This is a genomic window from Streptococcus mitis (assembly GCF_002096925.1).
Taxonomy (GTDB): Bacteria; Bacillota; Bacilli; order Lactobacillales; family Streptococcaceae; genus Streptococcus; species Streptococcus mitis_AF.
Genome location: NZ_NCVN01000017.1, coordinates 61,934 through 81,020, shown reverse-complemented (window position 1 = coordinate 81,020; position 19,087 = coordinate 61,934). Strand labels below are relative to the sequence as shown.

Genomic DNA, 19,087 nt, shown 5'->3' with positions numbered 1-19,087 from the left:
CCTGTTTTAGATGGCTTTAATAGCGAAATTATTGCTTTTAATCTTTCTTGTTCTCCTAATTTAGAACAAGTAAAAACAATGTTGGAACAAGCCTTTACAGAGAACCGTTACGAAAATACAATTCTCCATAGTGACCAAGGATGGCAATACCAACACGATTTCTATCATCATTTTTTAAAGAATAAGGGAATTCAACCATCTATGTCACGTAAGGGAAATAGCCCAGATAACGGTATGATGGAATCTTTCTTTGGCATTCTTAAGTCTGAAATGTTTTATGGTTATGAGAATACGTTTCAGTCACTTGAACACTTGGAACAAGCTATTGTAGACTATATTGATTACTACAACAACAAACGAATTAAGGTAAAACTAAAAGGACTTAGCCCTGTACAATACAGAACTAAATCCTTTGCTTAAATTAATTGTCTAACTTTTTGGGGTCAGTACATTTTTGGCGTTTTTTGCAGGAGGGTTAGAGGTACTCAAAAATCCCTCTTTGTATCAAGGCTTGATTATTACAGGAATTGTTGTTTGGGTTTTAAATCTGGTATTTTTACTGGATGTTAGACGAGGAATTTTAACTAGTTTTGGAACCTATCTCATGTATCTGACTGGTCATATTTATGCCATTATTGGCACTAGCGCTATGAGTGGCGACCATAGTTTTCTTGGTTTAAAAATTTTCCTTCCTCTAATCTTTTCCATTATTATGAATATTGTTATGAGTTGGATGGTTGACTTAGACTCTGAAGAAATTTTATCAGAAAAGGCCACCAAAAATTTCTATAATTTTGTATTTGGCCCTCCTATGATTTTATCTTTTATTTGTGTTTTTTTAGCGATAATTGGATATGAATATTTTTGGGGATGGGGAGCTTCTTTATTATTCATGATTTTTGGACCTGCTTTATACAGAATATGGTTTTATATTATCTATGCCTACCAACACCGTCATGATGTTGAGGAAGAGACTTCAATCAAGCATATAAAAGTAAACCCAGATATGATTTCAAACAGAGAATTTGACAGAGATAGATTTAGTAGAAAGGTAACTAAAGATGATTAAAGAAATACAACTACATATGAGCCATTTGATGACAGACCAGGTCCAGATTCAAGCGGACGAACTATTGGAGTTATTTGTTCATACAGAACTCCTTCCCTATACTGATGGTATTTATAAAGATGGCCCTACCATTTTTGAGATGACTCCAACTCAATTTAACGAAGAAAAGCAAGATGTGGGAGTCTATATTCCAGTTATATTTGAAGTAGAGCCAACAAGTCAACTGGATTATCAGGCATCTCTAGATATAGAAGGAATTAGCAAGCGGGTTCTATTTGATGGTAGCTTGGATGAAACAATTGAGGAGATGAAAGCTTATATTCGTGATCATGGTTGGGAGTTGCAAGATAAGTTATACCTAGTCTTGATACCTGTTTATGATGATTTGTTTGTAGATTTGATTATCCCAGTGGAGAAGTAAAATGGCAGAAATTACATATGGTATGAATCAATCCTTAATGATGAGTAATGTCTTGAGTGTGAACTATAATATTGTCGGTGATGAGATTGCAGTAGCCTTTCAAGATATGGTTCAAACAGCAGTAGCTGCAGGTTACACACCCAAGAGCAATCCATTTTACTCATGCCCCCATATCGGAGAATTGGAAGATGGAACATATAACATCACAGTCTATCTTCCCGTTCATGAGGATTATCTAGGAAAAGAAGAGATAATGGAAGGGACAGCCTATAACAGTTATTTTTTGGTTCCTCGAATGGCAGGAGTAAGAGTTACTGGAGAGGAAGATGTTGACTTTGATAAGGGGATATACCTGCTAACCAAATTATTGCTTGATAACGACTTAGAAGAATCTACACCCGTGTTTTATATTTCAAGCAAGATAAATGATGTTTTATATACAGATATCATGGTAGGGATTAGAGATAAAAGGGATCAAGGATAATATACGGAGAGCTAACGCATTCGGATAAGAATAGGCAGAATTAAGCAGATGAATCCGATGTTCTGATGTTTCCTTTTTAGCATCTAAGATAAACATGTTTGATTTTAATCAAAAACCAGGATGAAGCTTATCTTCATCCTGATTTTTGTGTGGTTAAACGTTAGTTAGATTCATCCTTTTTACTTTTAAGTAGAAAAGTTGCTGTTAAGACTAGACTCAATCCTGATAAGAATAGTAGTGGATTGGATGTTTCACCAGTAGCTGGAAGTTGTTCTTTAGGAGAATGATTTGCCGATTGAACAAGGTCTGGACTAGATGAAACTTGCTCAGAGCTATTGGCTAATGGTTTGATATCTGTTTCACTTGGTTTTTGCTCTGCAGTAGTTGATGCTCCATTAGCTTGATAAACGACTGCATAGGTGCTGAAATGACTAGTCGTAAATTCTACCATTCCCTCGCGAATAGTAAAATCGAGTGCCTGTAACTCTTTTGATGGAGTTAGGTAGTAGACATTTTCGACAGCAGAGGAAATAGGCAAGCGGACCAAGACAGCTCCTTTTGGTTGCAAATTCTGATCTGTTGGATTTTTAAGGTGAAGATCGTAAGCATCATAGGTCTTACCAAATAGTTCTTGAGCTAATACACGTCTGCTAGAAATGTGAGAAATTCCCTCTAAGTCAGTCACCCCTCCAATAATTTCAACTCCAGTCCTTTCATCTTTTAAGACACGAAGTTTATATTCAGAAACAGAAACCGTAGGCGCTTGCCCTTGTCCTGCTGTACCTATAGGTTTAGTATACTCCGGATTATTTACTACAGGTGGTTGTTCCTGTCCTGCTGTACTGATAGGCTTAGTGTATTCAGGAATTTCTACAATAGGAGCAGGGTCATCTCCCTTGCTTGTAGTTGGCTGCTGATTCTCAACCTTCTTCTCATCCTTTTTGGTAAAGACAGCTACTACAGGACTGCTTGTTGTATTTCCCTGGATAGAATAAGCTTCTATCGCATTTCCAATTTTTCGATTGGTTTCGTCAGGGATAGGGATTTGTACCTGATTATCTTGGATTGATAAGACAGTCTGATCCCCAGTCGTAACTAGATGATTATCGTCTATCCTGCGTAAAACGAGTGGATCTTTGATACCAGGGAAGGTCACAGCGATTGCTTCCCAGTCTCCAGCTGGAAGGGTTAAGGAAATTTCTTTGTCATTTTCCTTAAGTGGTGCGATACTTGGACTATCCAAGCTTACAGCTGGAGCTTTAATCACATCAAATGAATCTAGAGAAATTTTCTTGCGACCTGCTGGTGAATTTGGATCAACTTTCAATGTCAAAATATGATTACCATCGGTCAGATTAGTAAATTCTCCAATTAAGGTTGCCTTTTGGGTAGCTCCAGCTGTGTAGAAGTCTAGACTTGGCATTTCTTTGCCATCTAGTGTCACGAGAGCTTTTCCGAGAGCGGATGTTTTAAGTCCGTAAATTCGAATACCTGTTCCAGTAAATGGAATGGTTGCCTGAGCTTCTGAAGCAGTACTCGGGTCACTGTTATTGATGTCCGCATATTTTTCTGTGCTCTTATATAATTCAGTATCGCTCCAATCTTTGAATTGAGATCCGTATTGAATGCGAGAGTCGCGGTCATCCATTTTTTCAATAGTTGTTCCCTGTCCAGGTAAAACTTTAAAGTAGTCTAAGGAAATTTTGGAACGTTCACTGCCACGGTGTTTATGCTCTTGTTTTACAGTGATGGTCATCACATGAGCACCATCTGACAATCCTGTGAAGCGACCGATAAGGCTCCCTTTTTCAGTTGCACCTGCAGTATAAAAGTCCAGTTCACCGACTGATTTACCATCGATTTTTACTTCAGCGATTCCCAATTGAGATGATTTGAGACCATAGATTTCAATGCCAACACCATTGAAAGGAATGGTTGCTGTCGCATCTTTATCTGTATAGTTACCTAGTGAAAGGTCAGCAAACTTCTCTGTTCCTCCAAATAATTCTGAGTCTGCCCAGTTTCCAAATGCAGAACCGTATTGGATTCGGCTATCACGGTCATCCATCAATTGGTTATAGGTTTCGACATTGGCCTTTTCGGATACCTGTGTAGAAACATTACCCAGCATAGCCTTAACAGTATAAGTGTAGGCGAGTTGAGGATCGAGTGAGCGGTCGATAAAATGGGTTTGATTGGTTACAAATTCTCTAGTTGCAGAGGTTTGGCCAGATTCGTCTTTCGCTTGTCTTTGGATAACATAGTGGGTAGCGCCTTCTACTTGGTTGAAGGTAAGTTCGGCAGTGACGCCATTTTGTCTAACTGCTGTCAGACTGGTTACACGACCAGGGAAATGTTCAAAGGTAATGACATCACCTTTTTGTGTTGCCAGTTGAATGCGGCCATCTTTAAGAACAGTTGCTTTGACAGATTTGCCATTAACCTTAACCTGACTGGCTTCGATATTTGGATAATCTACAACTAGGTCTCCACCGACATTTGAAAGGAAGGACAAGCTTTGCAGGTTTTTATCTTTCCACTTCATGCTAACTTCAAAGTTACCACGGGCAACCAGACCAGAAACCTGACCGTCTTTCCAAGCATCTGGAAGGGCTGGCAATGGTGCAATGTAGCCAGTGTGTGATTGAAGAAGCATTTCTGCAATTCCACTGGTTGCTCCAAAGTTTCCATCGATTTGGAAAGGTGCGTGCGTATCCCAAAGGTTTTCTAGGGTTGAATATTTGAGCTGTTCAGCAAGCAGGCGATGGGCACGGTTACCGTCTAAGAGACGAGCCCAGAGGTTGATTTTATTGGCTTTAGACCAACCAGTACCACCATCTCCGCGGTGATTGAGGGTAGCACGTGCAGCCTCTAAGTATTCAGCCTGGTCCTTGCTAAAGAGCGTACCTGGGAAGAGACCTACCAGATGGGAAACGTGACGGTGGTGATTTTCAATCCCTTCATTTGTGAATTGCGTACTGTCCTCCTCGTACCATTCCTTGATGCGTCCCTCTTTGTTGATGTGAAGTGGTTTTAGTTTGTCAAATTTAGCCTTGACCTCTGTGACTAAGTCTTTGTCGACATTCAGATGGTTGGCGACTTCCATGTAGTCGTGGAATAGCTGCCAGACTAGCGATTGGTCAAAGGTATTTCCTATGGTGATGGTCCCGTGTTCTGGTGAGTAGGATGGAGAAGACACCCAACGGTCACTGGCCTTGTCATAGTGCAAGAAGGAGTTCCAGAATTTAGCTGTTTCCTTAAGCATTGGATAAATCTTTTCTTTGAGATAGGTTTCATCCTTGGTGAATTTATAATAGTCATAGACGTTCTGCATCATCCAAGCATTAGCAGCCGGAGACCAGCCCCAGTAGTAATTCCAACCAGAAGTAGTCCAGCCAAATGGTGTTGCTTGAGTGTGGACTAGCCAACCATTTTCTTGTCCGTCTTTTGATTCGATGCCAGCGTATTCCTTAGCGGCGATACGACCATAATAGCGCATATCGTCAATGTAATTGATCATTGGCTTGGCGGTTTCAGCTAGATTGCTCATGTAGGCAGGCCAATAGTTCATTTGCAAATTGACATTGAGGTGGTAGTCAGCGTTCCAAGGTGGATTGTCTACGGCATTCCAGACTCCTTGTAGGTTGGCAGGAAGGGCATCTGTCCGATCACGAGATGAACTAATCAATAAATAACGTCCGTATTGGAAGAAGAGTTCTTCCAGTTTTTGCCCTTTTGTTGGGTTATAGGTTTGAAGGGCCTCTTTTGTTGTTTGAGCAATATTGCTTCCACCTAGGTTTAGTTTAACGCGGTTAAAGAGGCTTTGATAGTCTTTGATATGGTTCCTTTTAAGTGTCTCGTAGTCTTTGCCCTGAGCAGCTTCTACAATCCCTTTAACTGTTTTTTCGAGGTCAATGTCTTTTCGATAGTTGGTTTTAGGATTTTGAGCAAAGTTAGTCTTGGCACTGAGTAAAAGCGTAGCGTAGCTGGCCCCTGTGACCGTTAAACTATCCTCATGAACAGTAACTTTTCCGTCCGTTTTAATTCCTAGATAGGATGCGAACTGGAGGCCATTATCTTTGACTGTACCTTTTAGTAGGATACCATTTGGGTCTGTCGTAACATGGCCACTCTTGTAGTTAGAATACTCCGCTGAGTAGTCTCCGTTAGCAAGTAAATCTTCTGTTAAGCTATTCCAAACTGTAAAATCAAGTTTTTTGTCCCCTTTTTGGGTCAAGTGGGTCACGGTGACATCATCAGGGTAACTTGAGAAGGTTTCTCTTTTAAAGGTCGTTCCATCTTGGGTGTAAGAAGTTGTAGTAGTGGCTTCTGTGATATCCAAACCACGGTGATAGTCTGTAACTGTATCCAGCCCCTTTTTCTGGTTATTGAAGACCATGAAGATATCACCAAAGGCTAGATAACGTCCATACTGGGCATTGTTTGGTCCAACTAGATTTTGTTCAGCTAATCGTTTGGCTTTTTGGCGATCTCCGTCTTCAAGAGCCTTACGAATTTCTGCTAAAATTTTATACCGTTCCTGATAGTTTCCTCCATTATAGTCGGTACTGTCGGGACGCGGTCCACCTGACCAAAGAGTTTTTTCGTTGTATTGGATTCTCTCCTCGCCGATGAGACCAAAAACCTTAGCACCCATTTCACCATTCCCAACTGGGAGTGCTTGTTTTTCCCAGCCATCATAGGAAGGAGCTGTTGGTCGATCATAGTTTAGCTGATAGTTGCTTTGTTCTGTCACAGGTAGTTCTTGTTTTTCGGTTTCCTTATTTTCGTTAGGTTTGACAATAGCCTCAGTACTGGCTTGATTAGTTGTAGCAGAGGCAACATTAGCTTCAGTGGGTTTGGTTTCAGAAACACTATTATCAGCTAGAACTGGTTTTGAATGGTCAATTGCTTCGCTTGGCTGTGTGTGCTCGGTTGATTCAGTTGTTTTCGTAACGCTATCTGTCTTAGCTGTAGTTTTCTCCAGTGTAGCCTCTTTTTGCTTTACTTCAGTAGTATCAGCAGAGACGGTATGACTAGCTAGAAAAACTGCTCCAAGCAAAACAGAGGCTGTGCCGACTGTTAGCTTTCGAATACTGTAGCGACAGGATTTCTCCCTCCAAATTTTTTCCATAGAAACCTCCTTCATTAATTAAAAGCGCTTTCATTTTTATGAGACGAACTTTTGTTTCTATATTGTATTGTTAATCTAATTTTACCAGCTAATGAAGTATTGTCAAGGGGATTTGAGAAGGATATATATTTGATATTGTTTTGTATTAAAAAAGTGGAGGGAACGAATGGTAAGAGAGTGTATTTTTTATATTCTTTCTAGTTTTGACTAGAACAATAAGCCAACTTTATTACAGCCTACCCATCCCTGAAAGCGTAAAACAAACTAGTCAGGGTGGCTAGTTTATGGTATAATGAAAGAGACTCAAAAAGAAACAGGAGAAATATGATGGATTTACTATTAGCAATTGTATTGATTGTGCTAGCTTTTCTAGGAGGAGCTCTTGGAGGAATGTACTTGGTTCGTAAGCAAATCGAAAAAGAATTCGCTGACAACCCACGTTTGAATGCTGAAGCAGTTCGTACTCTTTTGAGTGCAAATGGTCAAAAACCAAGCGAAGCTAAGGTACAACAAGTTTACCACCAAATCATCCGCCAACAAAAGGCAGCCCTTGCTAACAATAAAAAGAAAAAATAAATAAGGAAAAGTCTGGGATGAAAGTTCCAGACTTCTCACTATGTTGGCTATGGTTTAGGGATGAGACTTTTTCCTTGCATTCTATTGATATTTGATTATGATTAAGAGAGATAGTTGTTGATTAGGCTGTCATTCAGTTCATAAGGATAAATAATCATGATGAACTATCAATCAGAAAAAAGACTAGAAAAAGACTAGAAAGAAGACTGTATGGATAATCGACCAATTGGTTTTTTGGATTCGGGTGTCGGGGGCTTGACCGTTGTGCGCGAGCTCATGCGCCAGCTTCCCCATGAAGAAATCGTCTATATTGGAGATTCGGCACGGGCGCCCTATGGTCCCCGTCCTGCTGAGCAAATTCGTGAATATACTTGGCAGTTGGTCAACTTTCTTTTGACCAAGGATGTCAAAATGATTGTCATTGCTTGTAATACTGCGACTGCCGTCGTCTGGGAAGAAATTAAGGCTCAACTAGATATTCCTGTCCTAGGTGTGATTTTGCCAGGAGCTTCGGCAGCTATCAAGTCCAGCCAAGGTGGGAAAATCGGAGTGATTGGAACACCCATGACGGTACAATCAGACATCTACCGTCAGAAAATCCATGATTTGGATCCGGACTTACAGGTGGAGAGTTTGGCCTGTCCCAAGTTTGCTCCCTTGGTGGAGTCTGGTGCCCTGTCAACCAGTGTCACCAAGAAAGTGGTCTATGAAACCCTGCGTCCCTTGGTGGGAAAGGTGGATAGCCTGATTTTGGGTTGTACCCATTATCCACTGCTCAGACCCATTATTCAAAATGTCATGGGACCCAAGGTTCAGCTCATTGATAGTGGGGCAGAGTGCGTACGGGATATCTCAGTCTTACTTAATTATTTTGAAATCAATCGTGGTCGCGATGCCGGACCACTCCATCACCGTTTTTACACAACAGCCAGCAGCCAAAGTTTTGCACAAATTGGTGAAGAATGGCTTGAAAAAGAGATTCATGTGGAGCATGTAGAATTATGACAAATAAAATTTATGAATACAAGGATGACCAGGACTGGTATGTCGGGTCCTATGGTATTTTTGGTGGCGTCCGGACGTTGACGGATGATGACTTGGATTTTCCTCTATTGGAGTTTGCCCAAAGATTTCGAGATGAGGATCGAGGTTTTCCTGTTTCTGTTACTGTTTTACGCTATGGTTCTCTCTACCGTTTATTGTCTTTTGTGGTAGATATCCTCAACCAAGAAATGGGACGAAATGTGGAAGTCATCCAACGTCAAGGGGCTCTGCTCTTGGTTGAAAATGGGCAACTCTTGTATGTGGAATTGCCCAAAGAAGGGGTCGATGTTCATGATTTCTTTGAGACAAGCAAGGTCAGAGAAACCTTATTGATTGCGACTCGAAACGAAGGCAAGACCAAGGAATTCCGAGCTATCTTTGATAAGTTAGGCTACGATGTGGAAAATCTTAATGACTATCCTGACCTGCCTGAAGTAGCTGAAACAGGCATGACCTTCGAAGAAAATGCCCGTCTCAAGGCAGAAACTATTTCTCAATTAACAGGCAAGATGGTTCTGGCAGATGATTCTGGACTTAAAGTTGATGTCCTTGGTGGCTTGCCAGGTGTCTGGTCAGCTCGTTTCGCAGGAGTGGGAGCTACTGATCGTGAAAACAATGCCAAACTCTTGCACGAATTGGCCATGGTCTTTGAACTCAAGGACCGTTCGGCTCAATTCCATACAACCCTAGTCGTAGCCAGTCCCAACAAGGAAAGTTTGGTTGTTGAAGCAGACTGGCCTGGCTACATTAACTTTGAACCAAAGGGTGAAAATGGATTTGGTTACGATCCTCTCTTCCTTGTAGGAGAGACAGGCAAGTCCTCAGCTGAATTAACCCTTGAAGAAAAAAATAGTCAATCTCACCGTGCCTTAGCCGTTAAGAAACTTTTGGAGGTATTTCCATCATGGCAAAGCAAACCATCATTGTAATGAGTGATTCCCATGGCGATAGCTTGATTGTGGAAGAAATCCGTGATCGCTATGTAGGCAAAGTTGATGCCGTTTTTCATAACGGCGATTCTGAACTGCGTCCTGATTCTCCACTTTGGGAGGGCATCCGCGTTGTTAAAGGGAACATGGACTTTTACGCCGGCTACCCAGAATGTTTGGTGACTGAGCTTGGTTCGACCAAGATTATCCAAACTCATGGACATTTGTTTGACATTAATTTCAATTTTCAAAAGTTGGACTACTGGGCTCAGGAAGAAGAGGCCGATATCTGTCTCTATGGTCACTTGCATGTGCCAAGTGCTTGGATGGAAGGCAAGACTCTCTTTCTAAATCCAGGTTCCATCAGTCAACCACGTGGGACCGTCAGAGAATGTCTCTATGCTCGTGTGGAGATTGATGACAGTTATTTCAAAGTGGACTTTTTGACACGAGACCATGAGGTGTATCCGGGCTTGTCCAAGGAGTTTAGCCGATGATTGCCAAGGAGTTTGAGACTTTCTTGTTGGGGCAAGAGGAAACTTTTTTGACCCCTGCTGAAAATCTGGCCGTGTTGATTGATACCCACAATGCAGATCACGCGATCCTCTTGCTTAGTCAGATGACCTATACCCGTGTTCCTGTTGTGACAGATGAAAAACACTTTGTTGGAACTATTGGGCTCAGAGATATTATGGCTTATCAGATGGAGCATGACTTGAGTCAAGAAATCATGGCAGATACGGATATCGTTCATATGACGAGAACGGACGTAGCGGTCGTCTCGCCTGATTTCACCATCACGGAGGTCTTGCACAAGCTGGTAGATGAGTCCTTCTTGCCGGTTGTGGATGCGTCTGGTATTTTCCAAGGGATTATTACTCGCAAGTCTATCCTCAAGGCAGTCAATGCCCTCTTGCATGACTTTAGTAAGGAATATGAGATTCGATGCAAATGAGAGACAGGATTTCAGCCTTTTTAGAGGAAAAGCAGGGTCTGTCTGCAAATTCCAAGCAGTCTTATAAGTATGATCTAGAGCAATTTTTAGACATTGTAGGCGAGCGGATTTCTGAGACCAGTCTCAAAATTTACCAAGCCCAGCTAGCCAATCTAAAAATCAGCGCCCAGAAGCGAAAGATTTCGGCCTGTAACCAATTTCTCTACTTTCTCTATCAAAAAGGAGAAGTGGATAGCTTTTACCGCTTGGAATTAGCTAAACAAGCTGAAAAGAAGACCGAAAAGCCAGAACTGTTAGACCTAGACTCTTTTTGGCAGGAAAGTGACTATCCAGAGGGTCGCTTGCTAGCACTCTTAATCCTAGAAATGGGGCTCTTGCCGAGTGAGATTTTAGCTCTCAAGGTTGAGGATATCAATCTGGATTTTCAGGTGTTGCGAATCCAGAAGGCTTCCCAACAGAGGATTGTCACCATTCCCACGACCTTGCTTTCAGAATTGGAACCCTTGATGGGGCAGACCTATCTCTTTGAAAGGGCAGGGAAAGCCTATTCTCGTCAGTGGGCCTTCCGTCAGCTAGAGTCCTTTGTCAAGGAGAAAGGTTTTCCAGCCTTATCAGCCCAAGCCTTGCGGGAACAGTTCATTCTACGACAAATTGAAAACAAGGTCGATTTGTACGAAATTGCAAAAAAATTAGGATTAAAAACAGTCCTGACCATAGAAAAATATAGATAATGGATATTAAATTAAAAGATTTTGAAGGGCCCCTGGACTTACTCTTGCATCTGGTTTCTAAGTATCAGATGGATATCTACGATGTGCCCATTACGGAAGTCATCGAACAGTATCTAGCCTATGTCTCAACCCTGCAGGCTATGCGTCTGGAAGTAACGGGGGAGTATATGGTTATGGCCAGTCAGCTCATGCTGATCAAGAGCCGCAAGCTCTTGCCAAAGGTAGCAAAAGTGACTGACTTGGAGGATGACCTAGAGCAGGATCTTCTCTCTCAAATTGAAGAATACCGCAAGTTCAAGCTCTTGGGGGAGCACTTGGAAGCCAAGCACCAAGATCGGGCCCAGTACTATTCCAAAGCACCGACAGAGTTGATTTACGAAGATGCGGAGCTTGTGCATGACAAGACGACCATTGATCTCTTTTTGGCTTTTTCAAATATCCTAGCCAAGAAAAAAGAGGAGTTTGCACAGAATCACACGACTATCTTGCGGGATGAGTATAAGATTGAGGACATGATGATTATCGTGAAAGAGTCCTTGACCGGACGAGATCAATTGCGCTTGCAGGATTTGTTCAAGGAAGCCCAGAATATCCAAGAGGTCATCACCCTCTTTTTGGCAACCCTAGAGTTAATCAAAACCCAGGAGCTGATTCTTGTGCAAGAGGAAAGTTTCGGAGATATTTATCTCATGGAAAAGAAGGAAGAAAGTCAAGTGGCCCAAAGCTAGACTTGATAGAGAGGAAAGATGAGTACTTTAGCAAAAATAGAAGCGCTCTTGTTTGTAGCGGGTGAAGATGGGATTAGAGTCCGCCAGTTAGCTGAACTCCTCTCTCTGCCACCGACAGGCATCCAACAGAGTTTAGAAAAATTAGCCCAGAAGTATGAAAAGGATCCAGATTCCAGTTTGGCTCTGATTGAGACAGGGGGCGCTTATAGATTGGTGACCAAGCCTCAATTTGCAGAGATTTTGAAGGAATACTCTAAGGCACCTATCAACCAGAGTTTATCTCGGGCTGCCCTTGAGACCTTGTCCATCATTGCTTACAAACAGCCCATCACACGGATAGAGATTGATGCCATCCGTGGGGTCAACTCGAGTGGGGCCTTGGCAAAGTTGCAGGCCTTTGACTTGATACGAGAAGACGGGAAAAAAGAAGTGTTGGGGCGCCCCAACCTCTATGTGACTACAGATTATTTCCTAGATTACATGGGAATTAACCATTTGGAAGAATTACCAGTGATTGATGAGCTTGAGATTCAAGCCCAAGAAAGCCAATTATTTGGTGAAAGGATAGAAGAAGATGAGAATCAATAAGTATATTGCCCACGCAGGTGTGGCCAGTAGGAGAAAAGCAGAAGAGCTGATCAAGCAAGGTTTGGTGACGGTTAACGGCCAGGTGGTACGTGAACTAGCAACGACCATCAAGTCAGGCGACAAGGTCGAAGTTGAAGGCCAGCCTATCTACAACGAAGAAAAGGTCTATTATCTGCTTAACAAACCACGCGGTGTCATTTCCAGTGTGACAGATGACAAGGGCCGAAAGACGGTTGTCGACCTCTTGCCCAACGTGAAAGAGCGCATCTACCCTGTAGGTCGTTTGGACTGGGATACATCAGGGGTCTTGATTTTGACCAATGACGGGGATTTTACAGATGAGATGATTCACCCTCGTAATGAGATTGACAAGGTTTATGTCGCGCGTGTTAAAGGTGTGGCCAATAAGGACAATCTCCGCCCCTTGACCCGTGGACTTGAGATTGATGGTAAGAAAACCAAGCCGGCTGTCTATGAAATTCTCAAAGTGGATCCAGTCAAAAACCGCTCTGTGGTGCAGTTGACTATCCATGAAGGGCGTAACCACCAGGTTAAAAAGATGTTTGAAGCTGTCGGTCTTCAAGTGGACAAGTTATCACGGACTCGTTTTGGACATCTAGACTTGACAGGACTCCGTCCAGGAGAATCCCGTCGTCTTAACAAAAAAGAAATCAGCCAACTACATACCATGGCCGTAACCAAGAAATAATGAAACGAATTTTAATAGCGCCTGTGCGCTTTTACCAACGGTTTATCTCACCAGCCTTTCCACCCTCTTGTCGCTTTGAGCCGACTTGTTCCAACTACATGATTCAGGCTATTGAAAAACATGGCTTCAAGGGTGTTTTGATGGGCTTGGCTCGGATTTTACGTTGCCATCCCTGGTCGAAAACAGGTAAGGACCCCGTCCCAGACCATTTTTCCCTTAAACGGAATCAAGAAGGGGAATGAGGCTAGGTAAACAGATTTTAAAATGATAAAAACGCATCCTATCAGGTTTGAGTGAGCTTGATAGGATGCGTTTTATCATGTAAAGATGTGATTGAGTTTGAAGTTGCTTATTTCAAAGCTTTTTGTGCGTCTTCAATCATGAGTTTTGTTGATTCAAGTCCGCCTCCACTTAGATACCAGAGGTCTGGTGTTAGTTGGATAATCTTACCATTTTTAGCGGCAGGAGTTTCAGCAATGAGGGCATTTTCTAGGACACCATCGTTGCTTGAGTTGTCACCACCGATGGCAAGGGTACGATTGATGACAAAGAGGATGTCAGGATTGATTTCTTTGACACTTTCAAAGCTGACTTCTTGTCCGTGGCGAGAATCTTCAAATTGAGTATCAGTTGGTTTGAATTTCAAGGTTTGGTACAAGAAAGAGAAACGAGATTGGGCACCAAAGGCTGCCATTTTTCCTTCATTGAGGAGAATTGCGAGGGCTTTTTTGTCAGAGCTTTCATTTTTAGTAGCGACTTCTTGGATGCTCTTGTCTAGCTTGGCCAATTCTTCCTTGGCTTTCTGTGTACCAGTTTCACCAAAGGCGCTTGCTAGGGATTCGATATTAGCCTTGGTAGAAGTCCAGTAGTCATCTTTGCCTGCTTGGAAGAGAACAGTCGGAGCGATTTCGTTGAACTTATCTACGAATTTTTGGGTACGTGGTGAAGCGATAATTAGGTCTGGTTCAAGAGCAGCAAGGGCTTCTAGGTCTGGCTCAACCATAGAACCAACATTTTTAACTTTTCCAGCTAGGTCTTTAAGATAAGTCGGAACAGTTTTTGTAGGCATTCCGACGATATTCTTTTCAAAACCTAAAACGCGAATAGTATCCGCAGCACCGAGGTCAAAGGTAATAATCTTTTCAGGCGCTTTTGAAAGTTTGACCTCGTCTAGTGAACTTTTAATGGTTACCTCTGTTGGAGCAGAGCTGCTTGTCTCCGACTGGCTGGTACTTGAGTTTGTACTACATGCACCAAGTAGGAGCAAGAAGCTGGCCACTAGGGCAGTGAAATAAAGTTTAAGGGATGTTTTCATGATTTCTCCTTTTTAAAATGTGATAACGATGTAGGGAGTCTCTAGGTTTTATTGACTAAGAGACAAAATTTCTTCTAACTCGAGTTTCTGAGTTGCTAGCTATAGATACAGATCTTTTTGCCATTGATGTCAGCCAGCGTGATGGGAATCTCATATAGTTGACTGAGCAGGTCAGACTGCATGATTTGATTGGTTGTTCCCTTGCTAAAGACTTGACCGTCCTTGAAGGCGACAATTTCATCTGCATACTGACTGGCCATGTTGATATCGTGGAGGACGATGATAATGGTCTTGCCGAGTTCCTCCACCAGTCGCCGAAGAATCTGCATCATGCTGACGCTTTGCTTGATATCGAGATTGTTGAGTGGTTCGTCCAGCAAGATAAAGTCCGTATCCTGGGCCAGTACCATAGCGATAAAGACCCGCTGGAGCTGGCCTCCAGACAGGCTATCGATGTAGCGGTCTTTTAAGGTGGTCAGTTCTAGATAGGTCAGGGTTTCTCGGATTTTTTCCCAATCTTCTGATCTAAGTCGACCTCGGCTGTAAGGAAAACGTCCAAAACTGACCAGTTCTTCAACAGTCAATTTGGCTTGGTAATTGATTTTCTGCTTTAGGATAGTCAGTTCTTGAGCCAGTTCTTGTGAATTCCAGCTTTCGATTTCACGGCCTTTGATACTGAGTATTCCCTGATCCTTCTTGGTCAGTCTGCTCATGATGGATAGGAGAGTCGATTTTCCAGCACCATTGGGACCAATAAAGGCTGTCAGTTTCTGAGGACTGACTTCAAGCGAAATGCCTTGCAAAATATCCTGTTTTTGAATGGATTTGTCAATGTTTTCCAGTTTCACTGACGCGCCCTCCTGTATAGTAAGATAAAGAATAGGAGCCCCCCTACACTCTCGATGATCATGCTGATGCGAATTTCCAGTGCAAAGACTCGTTCAATCAGGGCCTGCCCCAAGGTCAAGCTAATAAATCCAACCAGAATGGCTACGATAAAGAGTAATTTGTGCCGATAGTCTTTGACAATCAGGTAGGTGAGGTTAGCCAGCATAAAGCCGAAGAAGGCCATAGGCCCTACCAGGGCAGTGGCCGTTGAGGTCAAAAGCACGATGCCCCAGAGGAGTTCTTTCTGTTCTTTTTCAACGTCGAGTCCCAATATCTGAGCTGTTTCTCTTTGCAGGTGCAAGACATCCAGAATGACTGCTTTTCGAAAGAAAAAGATTGTCAAAGCGAGGATGATTAGAGAACCGATGGCTAGGATGGAAGTGTTGAGATGCTGAAAGGAGGCAAAGAGACTGTTCTGCAGTTTATCGTATTCATTTGGATCCATCAGGACTTGGAGGAAGGTACTGATATTTCGAAAGAGACTTCCGAGCGCTAGACAGATCAGCAGAATGAAGACTAGGTCTTGCTTCATCAGCGTCTTCAAGTAGCCTTGTAAGGCGAGAAAGAAGAGGGATTGAAGCAAAAGTAAGACTAGGAATTCTAAGACAGGAGACTTTCCAAGCTGTAGAAATTTGTTTTCAAAAACTAGTAGCAGGGTTTGTAGTAGGACATAGAAGGACTCGATTCCCAAAATACTTGGCGTCAGGAAGCGATTTTCCGTCAGGGTTTGAAAACTAATGGTCGAAATCCCAGTCGCGATTGCTACCAAGAGATAAACGATGATCTTTTGGGAACGCAACTTCCAAGCAAAGGCAGACAGGTGGGTGATGGGCCAAAAGTAGAGGAGACAAGCTCCGACGGCAAGAATAATGAGAAGGCAGAAGAGCTTGCTATGTTTGCTTTTAGACAGCATCTTTTTGTCCCCCTCTCCATAGAAGTAGGATAAAGACGAGGCTGCCGATGATTCCTAGCAAGAGACTGACAGATAGCTCATAGGGTCGGATCAAGACTCGAGATAGGATATCGCAAGCCAGAACTAGATTGGCACCGACCAGTGCGACTATGAGTTTGGTTTGACTCAAATTATCTCCATAGCGCTTGCGGACAAGATTGGGAACGATGACTCCGAGAAATGGCAAGCCACCCACGGTAATCATGGTGACACTAGTCGTTAGCGCCACCAGAAAGAGGGCCAGTTTTTCAAGTAGAGAGTAAGAAATCCCCAAACTTTCACTGGTTTCTTTTCCTAGATTCATGATGGTGAAAGTTTGGGATAATTTCCAAACGGCTATCAGGATAATGAGCCCTAAGAAAAGCCATTCATACTGATGAGTCTGAATCATGGAGAAGGAGCCCTGGGTCCAAGCTGTCATACTCTGAACCAGATTGAAACGGTAGGCGATAACTTCTGTCACAGAACCGATAATCCCGCCATAGATGATCCCAATCAGAGGCAACATCCACCTTTCCTTTACAGTAAAAATGGTCATAAAGGCTAGGAAGAAGAGGGTGAATACGATGGATGAAACAAAAGCAAAGAGCATCTTTTGGGTCAGACTAGCCGACGGAAAGACAAAGAGGCTCAATACCATTCCCAGTTTGGCGGCTTCAGTGGTTCCAACTGTACTCGGAGCAGCAAACTGATTTTGAGTGATAGTCTGCATGAGAAGTCCTGCCATACTCATACTAGAGGCGGTCAGGAGAATGCTGATAGTTCTTGGAAGACGGGACTCTTGAAAGAGAAGCCAAGTTTCATGATCCAGTGCAAAGAGCTTTCCCCATGAAAAATCACTGGTTCCAATGCTAATAGAGAGAAAGACTAGGAGTAGAAGTAAGCCAATTAAATAATGAGAAAGTTTCATACCCCGTCCTTTCATGTAGATTTGGTATCGAAAGATACCTGCGGATATTACTGTAACACGATTTCTTTAATCTGTCAATAAATTTTCTGACAATTTAATGTAAAAAGAAAGAAAAATTCCTGAAATAATATCTGCCCCTCTCTTTTATTGGAAAACTGGGTAAAAACCAATCCACCTTCCCGCTATCCTTCTCCTATAAAAAGTGGTAAAATGGATGAAAGAAAGAAGGAACTGAAATGACAACATTATTTTCAAAAATCAAAGAAGTAACAGAACTTGCTGCGATCTCAGGTCATGAAGCACCTGTCCGTGCTTATCTTCGTGAAAAGTTGACACCGCACGTGGATGAAGTGGTGACAGATGGCTTGGGTGGTATTTTTGGTATCAAACATTCAGAAGTTGCGGATGCACCGCGCATCTTGGTTGCTTCTCACATGGATGAAGTTGGTTTTATGGTCAGCGAAATCAAGCCAGATGGTACCTTTCGTGTGGTAGAAATCGGTGGATGGAATCCTATGGTGGTTAGCAGCCAACGTTTCAAACTCTTGACTCGTGACGGTCGTGAAATTCCTGTGATTTCAGGTTCTGTTCCGCCACATTTGACTCGTGGTAAGGGCGGACCAACCATGCCTGGTATTGCAGATATCGTCTTTGATGGTGGTTTTGCGGACAAGGTTGAGGCAGAAAGCTTTGGCATCCGTCCTGGCGACACCATCGTACCAGATAGTTCTGCAATCTTAACAGCCAATGAAAAAAATATCATCTCAAAAGCTTGGGACAACCGCTACGGTGTTCTCATGGTGAGCGAGTTGGCGGAAGCTCTGTCAGGTCAAAAACTTGGCAATGAACTCTATCTGGGCTCTAACGTCCAAGAAGAAGTTGGTCTTCGTGGTGCTCATACATCTACAACTAAGTTTGACCCAGAAGTCTTCCTAGCAGTTGACTGCTCACCAGCAGGTGATGTTTATGGCGGTCAAGGCAAGATTGGGGATGGAACCTTGATTCGTTTCTACGACCCAGGTCACTTGCTTCTCCCAGGGATGAAGGATTTCCTTTTGACAACGGCTGAAGAAGCTGGAATCAAGTATCAATACTACTGTGGTAAAGGCGGCACAGACGCTGGCGCAGCTCATTTGAAAAATGGTGGTGTCCCATCAACAACAATCGGTGTTTGCGCTCGTTATATCCATTCTCACCAAACCCTCTACGCTATGGATGACTTCCTAGAAGCTCAAGCTTTCTTGCAAGCCTTGGTGAAGAAATTGGATCGTTCAACGGTTGATTTGATTAAAAATTATTAAACCATAAGGGAGGTGGTAGGGATGGTAGAACCAAACCTAGAAAGCCTTATAAAAGATCTTTACAATCATGCTCGACATGATTTGAGTGAAGATTTAGTTGCTGCTCTCCTAGAGACTGCTAAAAAACTGCCTACTACAAATGAGCAATTGCTGGCAGTTCGTCTCTCAGGCCTGGTCAATCGTGAATTGCTCCTAAATCCCAAACATCCGGCACCTGAGTTGCTCAACTTGGCTCGCTTTATCAAAAGAGAAGAATCCAAGTACAGAGGAACTGCGGCTTCTGCGATTATGTATGGGGAGCTCTTTAAAATGCTTTGATTCCATTGTGAATCAAAGCATTTTTCTATATGTTA

The 19,087-nt window shown here is 42.7% G+C and carries 21 protein-coding genes; 16 read left to right on the top strand and 5 right to left on the bottom strand.

All coding sequences use genetic code 11. From position 1 onward, the window contains the following. The 4 genes from B7692_RS04905 to B7692_RS04890 all read left to right on the top strand — a co-directional run. Nucleotides 1-420 (top strand): IS3 family transposase (locus B7692_RS04905; protein WP_142360023.1); only part of this gene is annotated, 420 nt, incomplete at its 5' end. Nucleotides 421-454: 34 nt separating this feature from the next. Further along, the gene (locus B7692_RS04900) at nucleotides 455-1,069 is read left to right on the top strand and encodes a hypothetical protein (RefSeq protein WP_142360022.1); all 615 of its coding nucleotides are present in this window, start codon (nucleotides 455-457) and stop codon (nucleotides 1,067-1,069) included. Then, nucleotides 1,062-1,490: a hypothetical protein gene (locus B7692_RS04895; RefSeq protein WP_049493678.1), complete on the top strand. Its 429-nt coding sequence runs from the start codon at nucleotides 1,062-1,064 to the stop codon at nucleotides 1,488-1,490. The genes B7692_RS04900 and B7692_RS04895 overlap by 8 nt, the downstream gene beginning before the upstream one ends. Nucleotide 1,491: 1 nt before the next feature. After that, the gene (locus tag B7692_RS04890) at nucleotides 1,492-1,974 is read left to right on the top strand and encodes a DUF5085 family protein (RefSeq protein ID WP_084930074.1); all 483 of its coding nucleotides are present in this window, start codon (nucleotides 1,492-1,494) and stop codon (nucleotides 1,972-1,974) included. Between the two features lie 160 nt (nucleotides 1,975-2,134). Here the strand turns inward: B7692_RS04890 and B7692_RS04885 are convergent, their stop codons facing one another. After that, entirely contained in the window at nucleotides 2,135-7,108 is a 4,974-nt protein-coding gene (locus B7692_RS04885) for an SIALI-17 repeat-containing surface protein (RefSeq protein ID WP_084930073.1), read from the bottom strand. A 327-nt stretch (nucleotides 7,109-7,435) separates the two neighbouring features. Here B7692_RS04885 and B7692_RS04880 point away from each other — a divergent pair, with 327 nt between their 5' ends. From B7692_RS04880 to yidD, 10 genes are all read left to right on the top strand, one after another. Continuing rightward, nucleotides 7,436-7,684 (top strand): YneF family protein, encoded by a 249-nt coding sequence (locus tag B7692_RS04880; protein ID WP_000364990.1) that lies wholly within the window; start codon nucleotides 7,436-7,438, stop codon nucleotides 7,682-7,684. A 210-nt stretch (nucleotides 7,685-7,894) separates the two neighbouring features. Continuing rightward, the gene (racE, locus tag B7692_RS04875; protein WP_000370376.1) at nucleotides 7,895-8,689 is read left to right on the top strand and encodes a glutamate racemase; all 795 of its coding nucleotides are present in this window, start codon (nucleotides 7,895-7,897) and stop codon (nucleotides 8,687-8,689) included. Continuing rightward, the gene (locus B7692_RS04870; protein ID WP_070481807.1) at nucleotides 8,686-9,657 is read left to right on the top strand and encodes a nucleoside-triphosphate diphosphatase; all 972 of its coding nucleotides are present in this window, start codon (nucleotides 8,686-8,688) and stop codon (nucleotides 9,655-9,657) included. Before racE ends, B7692_RS04870 begins: the two co-directional genes overlap by 4 nt. Further along, entirely contained in the window at nucleotides 9,633-10,154 is a 522-nt protein-coding gene (locus tag B7692_RS04865) for a metallophosphoesterase (RefSeq protein WP_084930072.1), read from the top strand. The genes B7692_RS04870 and B7692_RS04865 overlap by 25 nt, the downstream gene beginning before the upstream one ends. Beyond that, nucleotides 10,151-10,612: a cyclic-di-AMP-binding protein CbpB gene (cbpB, locus tag B7692_RS04860; protein WP_084930071.1), complete on the top strand. Its 462-nt coding sequence runs from the start codon at nucleotides 10,151-10,153 to the stop codon at nucleotides 10,610-10,612. The genes B7692_RS04865 and cbpB overlap by 4 nt, the downstream gene beginning before the upstream one ends. Continuing rightward, nucleotides 10,609-11,343: a site-specific tyrosine recombinase XerD gene (gene xerD / locus B7692_RS04855; protein ID WP_338153586.1), complete on the top strand. Its 735-nt coding sequence runs from the start codon at nucleotides 10,609-10,611 to the stop codon at nucleotides 11,341-11,343. Before cbpB ends, xerD begins: the two co-directional genes overlap by 4 nt. Then, on the top strand, nucleotides 11,343-12,071 hold the full coding sequence (locus tag B7692_RS04850) for a segregation/condensation protein A (protein WP_084930069.1): 729 nt from the start codon (nucleotides 11,343-11,345) through the stop codon (nucleotides 12,069-12,071). The genes xerD and B7692_RS04850 overlap by 1 nt, the downstream gene beginning before the upstream one ends. Before the next feature lie 18 nt (nucleotides 12,072-12,089). Continuing rightward, nucleotides 12,090-12,659, top strand: a complete 570-nt coding sequence (scpB, locus tag B7692_RS04845) for an SMC-Scp complex subunit ScpB (RefSeq protein WP_000105303.1) — start codon at nucleotides 12,090-12,092, stop codon at nucleotides 12,657-12,659. Further along, nucleotides 12,646-13,368: a pseudouridine synthase gene (locus B7692_RS04840; RefSeq protein ID WP_001222228.1), complete on the top strand. Its 723-nt coding sequence runs from the start codon at nucleotides 12,646-12,648 to the stop codon at nucleotides 13,366-13,368. Before scpB ends, B7692_RS04840 begins: the two co-directional genes overlap by 14 nt. Then, nucleotides 13,368-13,610, top strand: coding sequence for a membrane protein insertion efficiency factor YidD (gene yidD, locus B7692_RS04835; RefSeq protein WP_050230852.1), 243 nt, complete (start codon nucleotides 13,368-13,370; stop codon nucleotides 13,608-13,610). Before B7692_RS04840 ends, yidD begins: the two co-directional genes overlap by 1 nt. Nucleotides 13,611-13,717: 107 nt before the next feature. Here the strand turns inward: yidD and B7692_RS04830 are convergent, their stop codons facing one another. The 4 genes from B7692_RS04830 to B7692_RS04815 all read right to left on the bottom strand — a co-directional run bounded on the left by B7692_RS04830 (nucleotide 13,718) and on the right by B7692_RS04815 (nucleotide 17,433). Beyond that, nucleotides 13,718-14,683 carry a siderophore ABC transporter substrate-binding protein gene (locus tag B7692_RS04830; protein ID WP_084930068.1) on the bottom strand — a complete coding sequence of 322 codons (966 nt, stop codon included), beginning with the start codon at nucleotides 14,681-14,683 and terminating at the stop codon, nucleotides 13,718-13,720. Nucleotides 14,684-14,778: 95 nt separating this feature from the next. Next, on the bottom strand, nucleotides 14,779-15,531 hold the full coding sequence (locus tag B7692_RS04825; protein WP_084930067.1) for an iron ABC transporter ATP-binding protein: 753 nt from the start codon (nucleotides 15,529-15,531) through the stop codon (nucleotides 14,779-14,781). Continuing rightward, nucleotides 15,528-16,484, bottom strand: a complete 957-nt coding sequence (locus B7692_RS04820; protein WP_084930066.1) for an iron chelate uptake ABC transporter family permease subunit — start codon at nucleotides 16,482-16,484, stop codon at nucleotides 15,528-15,530. The genes B7692_RS04825 and B7692_RS04820 overlap by 4 nt, the downstream gene beginning before the upstream one ends. Continuing rightward, nucleotides 16,474-17,433, bottom strand: coding sequence for an ABC transporter permease (locus B7692_RS04815; protein WP_192855474.1), 960 nt, complete (start codon nucleotides 17,431-17,433; stop codon nucleotides 16,474-16,476). Before B7692_RS04815 ends, B7692_RS04820 begins: the two co-directional genes overlap by 11 nt. A 236-nt stretch (nucleotides 17,434-17,669) precedes the next feature. On the opposite strand from B7692_RS04815, the gene pepA reads away from it, so the two are divergent. Then, on the top strand, nucleotides 17,670-18,734 hold the full coding sequence (gene pepA, locus B7692_RS04810) for a glutamyl aminopeptidase (RefSeq protein ID WP_084930064.1): 1,065 nt from the start codon (nucleotides 17,670-17,672) through the stop codon (nucleotides 18,732-18,734). A gap of 21 nt (nucleotides 18,735-18,755) precedes the next feature. Beyond that, nucleotides 18,756-19,052 carry a bacteriocin immunity family protein gene (locus B7692_RS04805; protein ID WP_084930063.1) on the top strand — a complete coding sequence of 99 codons (297 nt, stop codon included), beginning with the start codon at nucleotides 18,756-18,758 and terminating at the stop codon, nucleotides 19,050-19,052. Nucleotides 19,053-19,087: the final 35 nt, after the last annotated feature.

Bases quoted from the DNA above. Each gene is read 5' to 3' on its own strand.
- B7692_RS04895 (WP_049493678.1), top strand. From the start codon at position 1,062: ATGATTAAAGAAATACAACTACATATGAGCCATTTGATGACAGACCAG.
- B7692_RS04890 (WP_084930074.1), top strand. From the start codon at position 1,492: ATGGCAGAAATTACATATGGTATGAATCAATCCTTAATGATGAGTAAT.
- B7692_RS04885 (WP_084930073.1), bottom strand. From the start codon at position 7,108: ATGGAAAAAATTTGGAGGGAGAAATCCTGTCGCTACAGTATTCGAAAG.
- B7692_RS04880 (WP_000364990.1), top strand. From the start codon at position 7,436: ATGGATTTACTATTAGCAATTGTATTGATTGTGCTAGCTTTTCTAGGA.
- racE (WP_000370376.1), top strand. From the start codon at position 7,895: ATGGATAATCGACCAATTGGTTTTTTGGATTCGGGTGTCGGGGGCTTG.
- B7692_RS04870 (WP_070481807.1), top strand. From the start codon at position 8,686: ATGACAAATAAAATTTATGAATACAAGGATGACCAGGACTGGTATGTC.
- B7692_RS04865 (WP_084930072.1), top strand. From the start codon at position 9,633: ATGGCAAAGCAAACCATCATTGTAATGAGTGATTCCCATGGCGATAGC.
- cbpB (WP_084930071.1), top strand. From the start codon at position 10,151: ATGATTGCCAAGGAGTTTGAGACTTTCTTGTTGGGGCAAGAGGAAACT.
- xerD (WP_338153586.1), top strand. From the start codon at position 10,609: ATGAGAGACAGGATTTCAGCCTTTTTAGAGGAAAAGCAGGGTCTGTCT.
- B7692_RS04850 (WP_084930069.1), top strand. From the start codon at position 11,343: ATGGATATTAAATTAAAAGATTTTGAAGGGCCCCTGGACTTACTCTTG.
- scpB (WP_000105303.1), top strand. From the start codon at position 12,090: ATGAGTACTTTAGCAAAAATAGAAGCGCTCTTGTTTGTAGCGGGTGAA.
- B7692_RS04840 (WP_001222228.1), top strand. From the start codon at position 12,646: ATGAGAATCAATAAGTATATTGCCCACGCAGGTGTGGCCAGTAGGAGA.
- yidD (WP_050230852.1), top strand. From the start codon at position 13,368: ATGAAACGAATTTTAATAGCGCCTGTGCGCTTTTACCAACGGTTTATC.
- B7692_RS04830 (WP_084930068.1), bottom strand. From the start codon at position 14,683: ATGAAAACATCCCTTAAACTTTATTTCACTGCCCTAGTGGCCAGCTTC.
- B7692_RS04820 (WP_084930066.1), bottom strand. From the start codon at position 16,484: ATGCTGTCTAAAAGCAAACATAGCAAGCTCTTCTGCCTTCTCATTATT.
- B7692_RS04815 (WP_192855474.1), bottom strand. From the start codon at position 17,433: ATGAAACTTTCTCATTATTTAATTGGCTTACTTCTACTCCTAGTCTTT.
- pepA (WP_084930064.1), top strand. From the start codon at position 17,670: ATGACAACATTATTTTCAAAAATCAAAGAAGTAACAGAACTTGCTGCG.
- B7692_RS04805 (WP_084930063.1), top strand. From the start codon at position 18,756: ATGGTAGAACCAAACCTAGAAAGCCTTATAAAAGATCTTTACAATCAT.